At 74.0% G+C, this 4277-nt stretch carries 5 protein-coding genes; 2 read left to right on the top strand and 3 right to left on the bottom strand.

The window, feature by feature from the left end; translation table 11 throughout:
* A partial coding sequence (locus tag FK498_RS17625; protein WP_304598724.1) for a helicase C-terminal domain-containing protein occupies nucleotides 1–1340 on the top strand: 1340 nt, incomplete at its 5' end.
* A gap of 52 nt (nucleotides 1341–1392) precedes the next feature.
* Nucleotides 1393–1815 carry a tellurite resistance TerB family protein gene (locus tag FK498_RS17620; protein WP_141856877.1) on the top strand — a complete coding sequence of 141 codons (423 nt, stop codon included), beginning with the start codon at nucleotides 1393–1395 and terminating at the stop codon, nucleotides 1813–1815.
* Nucleotides 1816–1943: 128 nt separating this feature from the next.
* On the opposite strand, the gene FK498_RS17615 is transcribed toward FK498_RS17620, so the two are convergent.
* The 3 genes from FK498_RS17615 to FK498_RS17605 all read right to left on the bottom strand — a co-directional run.
* The gene (locus tag FK498_RS17615) at nucleotides 1944–3128 is read right to left on the bottom strand and encodes an amidohydrolase family protein (protein ID WP_141856875.1); all 1185 of its coding nucleotides are present in this window, start codon (nucleotides 3126–3128) and stop codon (nucleotides 1944–1946) included.
* Complete coding sequence (locus FK498_RS17610) at nucleotides 3125–4087, bottom strand: threonine dehydratase (protein WP_141856873.1); 963 nt, start codon at nucleotides 4085–4087, stop codon at nucleotides 3125–3127. Before FK498_RS17610 ends, FK498_RS17615 begins: the two co-directional genes overlap by 4 nt.
* Nucleotides 4088–4170: 83 nt before the next feature.
* Nucleotides 4171–4277, bottom strand: a 107-nt coding sequence (locus FK498_RS17605; protein ID WP_141856871.1) for a cold-shock protein, incomplete at its 5' end; no start/stop codon positions are given.

Raw genomic sequence — 4277 nt, 5'->3', positions numbered from 1 at the left:
CCCTCGCCGCGGCGGTCGAGGCGGCGCGGGCGCTGCCCGACCAGGGCTGGCTGGCGCGTCTCGCCGAGCCGGTGCGGCCGGAGCTCGGCGGCCTGGAGGCGGGGGCGGAGAACCCGGCCGAGGCGTTCCTGCGGCTGGTGCGCGAACAGGTGCTGGCGCGTTCGCGCGACTCCGACCAGGCGACGCGCGAGACCGAGGTGCGGCCGATGCTGCCGGGTCTCGCCGCGGCGGCCGAGCGGCTGGACGCGGCGCTCGCCCGCATCGAGACGCCGCTCAGGGAACTGCGCGAGGGGCTGATGGCGCGGCTCGACGACGAGGCGGACACGCTGGAGAGCGCATCACGGCAGCGCATCGAGAGCCTCTGCCGCAGCCTTGCGCGCCGCGCGCTCGATCCGCTCGGCGCCTGGCGCGCGATGGCGCGCGCGGTCGCGGCCGACACGACCGAGACGGGCGGCCCCGGCGAGACCTTCGTCGACTGGTTCGAGATCGCGCGCCGTGCCGGCCACGAGGTCGATGTCGGGATGCGCCGGCACTGGGTCGATCCGACCGTGCCGTTCGCGCGCGTGGTCGCCGAGCCCGCGCACGGCATGCTGGTCACCTCCGCCACCCTGCGCGATTCGGCGGGCGACGAGGAGGCGCGCTGGCATGCCGCGGAGGAGGCCACGGGCGCGATCCACCTGCTGGCACCCGCGCTGCGCGCCGCCGTGCCCTCGCCCTTCGACTATGCCGCCGCGACACGCGCCTTCGTCGTCACGGATGTCGCGCGCGACGACGCCGCGCAGGTGGCGGCGGCCTACCGGGTGCTGTTCGAGGCCGCGGGCGGCGGCGCGCTCGGGCTCTTCACGGCGATCGCGCGGCTGCGGGAGGTGCACAGGCGCATCGTCGCGCCGCTGGAGGCCGCCGGCATCACCCTGCTCGCCCAGCACGTCGATGCGATGGACAATGCGACGCTGGTCGACGTGTTCCGCGCCGAGGAGGATGCCTGCCTCCTGGGGACGGATGCGATGCGCGACGGCGTCGATGTGCCGGGGCGCAGCTTGCGCCTGATCGTGTTCGACCGCGTGCCCTGGCCGCGTCCGACCATCCTGCACCGCGCGCGGCGGGCGCGCTTCGGCGGCGCGCGGCCGGGCGAGATCGACGACCGCATCGTGCGCGCGCGCCTGCGCCAGGCCTTCGGCAGGCTGATCCGCACAGCCGGGGATCGCGGCTGCTTCGTGCTGCTCGACGCCAGGGCGCCCTCGCGCCTGCTCGCCGGGCTGCCCGAGGGTGTCGCGGTACGGCGCGCCGGACTCGCCGAGGTCGCGGCCGCGATCCGCGCCTTCCTCGCCCGCAGCGGTTGACGCCGCCGGCGCAGGTGCCAGGGTGCCCGCCACGTCGTCGAGGAGAACAGGGATGCCGACACGCTCGCCGCTCACGCCGCAGGAGGCGCTGGTCTTCGCCATGGTGCTGGTCTCGGCCGCGGACCGGAACATGACCGACAACGAGCTCAAGGCGATGGGCCGCATCGTCACCCAGGCGCCCGCCTTCGACGGTTTCGAGCCCGCCCGCCTGCCCAAGGTGACCGACCGCTGCATCGCCGTGCTCGACCAGGAGGAGGGGCTGGAGAGGGCGTTCGACCTGATGCGCGCCGCCCTGCCGCACGCCCTGCGCGAGACGGCCTATGCCTTCGCGGTGGAGATCGCCGCCGCCGACGCCGCGGCCACGCAGGAGGAGCTGCGCGTGCTCGAACTGATCCGCCATCGGCTCGATGTGGACCGGCTGGCGGCCGCGGCGATCGAGCGTGGCGCGCGGGCGCGCCACGCGCGCGTCCGATAGCGTCATACCAGCCCGCCGAAGGTTTGACCTTCGGCGGGCTGGTATGGGGTCATGTTCGCGCGCGGCCGCCCCACCAGCCCCGCGCGCGATACCCTCCGCACAAAGGTCGAGCCTTTGCGCGGAGGGTATCAGGCTCTCGCGCCGTCGCGCGCGACCACGCGCCCGGCGCTCACCACCAGGCGGCGCGGCGGGCGCGTGACCACCGCCTCGGCGACCGTCTCCGCCCGCACCAGCACCACGTCACCGCGCATGCCCGGGGCGAGGCCGTGATCCGCAAAGCCGCAGCCGCGCGCGGCCTCGGCCGTGACGCAGTCGAACGCCCAGCCGATCTCCTCGTCGCGGCGGAAGTTGTTGCGGAGCCCGATCAGCATCGCGCGCTCCAGCATGTCCGGCCGGCCATAGGGGCTCCAGGTGTCGCGGATGCCGTCGCAGCCGCCGAAGATCGCCACGCCGGCGGCGCGGCAGGCGGCCACCGGCGGCACCGGGCGCGAGGGCGGCGCGGTGGTCGCGATCGCCACTCCCCACCGTGCCATGCGCGCGAGCAGGGCGTCGCGCTCGCGCTCGCCGATCTGGCCCAGGCAGAAGCCGTGGCTCACCACCACGGCGTTGCGCATGCCGAGCGCGGCCGTTCGTTCCAAGATCAGATCGAGCGAGAAGGCGCCCATCTCGCCAGGCTCGTGCAGGTGGATGTCGACGCCCCGGCCATGCTTCTGGGCCAGGCCGAAGATCACGTCGAGGTGGCGCACCGGATCGCGGTCGATCGCGCAGGGATCGAGCCCGCCGACGATGTCGGCCCCCGCCGCCATCGCCGCGTCGAGCAGCCGGTCCGTGCCGGGGCGCACCAGCAGCCCGGACTGCGGGAAGGCGACGATCTGCATCCCGATCAGATCGGCGAGCGCCGCGCGGGTCGCCAGCACCGCGTGCAGATGCTTCAGCCCGGCCTCGGTGTCGATGTCGACGAAGGTGCGGATGCGCGTGGTGCCGTTGGCGAGATATTCCCGCGCGATGCGCTCGGACTGGACGCGCGCGTCGTGGCCGGTCGCGGCGCGGAAGCGGCGTTCGTTGTCGATCTTCTCCTGGATCGAGGGGCCGACATCGTTCGGCACCCAGGCCATGCCCCAGAGCGTCTTGTCGATATGCGCATGGCCTTCGATCAGGCCCGGCAGGGCGAGCGCGCCGGCGCCGCCCTCGACCGCGGCGCCTGCGGGCGCGGCAAGGCCGGGGCCGATCGCGGTGATTCTCCCCGCCTCGATCAGGATGTCCGCCGGCGCACCGCCCATCGGCCGGACATCGCGGATCACGAGTGCGGTCATGCGGCGCCTGCCAGAACCCAGGCGCGGAACAGCGCGAGGTCGATGTTGCCGCCGCACAGGATCACGCCGGCGCGCTTGCCGCGCATGCGATCCCGCTCCTGCATCAGGGCGGCGAGCGATGCGGCGCCGGCGCCTTCCGCCAGATTGTGCGTGTCGGTCCAGTAGCTGCGGATGGCCTCCGCCACCTCGTCATCGGTGACTTGGACGATGCGCGCGGCACCGCGGCGGATGATCTCGAACGCCTGCGGGTCGGGTATGCGCGTCGCCATGCCGTCGGCACGCGTCTCGGCGCGGCTCGTCGGCACGACGCGTCCGGCCGCCAGCGACAGCGCATAGGCGTTCGCCGCGGTGCTCTGCACGCCGACAATCTCGGTCGTGAGCCCCAGAAGGTCGCGCGCCATGATGAGCCCGCAGATCCCCGAACCGAGCCCGATCGGCACATAGACCGCATCGAGCGGCGGTGCGGCGCGGAAGAGTTCGAGCGCATAGGTGGCAACCCCCTTCACCAGATCGGGCGCGAAGGAGGGCGCGAACGACAGATGCCGGTCCCGCGCCAGGGCCTCGGCATGCTCGCGCGCCTCGTCGAAGTCGCGCCCGTGCTCGACCAGGGTGGCGCCGAAGCCGCGCATCGCCGCGTTCTTCTCCACCGAGTTGCCGTGCGGCACGACGATCGTGACGGGGATGCCGAAGCGCGCCCCGGCGAAGGCGAGCGACTGCCCGTGGTTACCGCGCGTCGCGCTGACGATGCCCGGGCAGCCCGGATCCTCGCGGGCGAGCCGTGCCATGAAGACCAGCCCGCCGCGCACCTTGAACGCGCCGGTCGGCGTGTGGTTCTCGTGCTTGACCCAGACCTCGCAGCCGACCCGCGCGGCGAGCAGGGGCCACGCATACTGGGGCGTCGGGGGCATGTGGGCGTGCACGAGGGCGGCTGCGGCTTCGAGTGCGGCGAGGTCGAACATGGCGCAAGCCTGGCCCGGGACGGGCGGATGCGAAAAGGGGCCGCAGCCTTGCGGCTGGCGGCCCCGGACGGCGGCGCGCCGGCTCAGGCGGCGCGGAGATTGGTGGCGGCGGGCTTGCCGCGCTCCATCGAGACCTCGTAGCTGACCTTCTGGCCCTCGTTGAGGCCCTGAAGCCCTGCCGCCTGGACGG

The organism is Elioraea sp. Yellowstone, from assembly GCF_006704265.1.
Classification (GTDB): Bacteria; Pseudomonadota; Alphaproteobacteria; order Acetobacterales; family Acetobacteraceae; genus Elioraea.
This window is presented reverse-complemented; position numbering and strand designations above follow the sequence as displayed.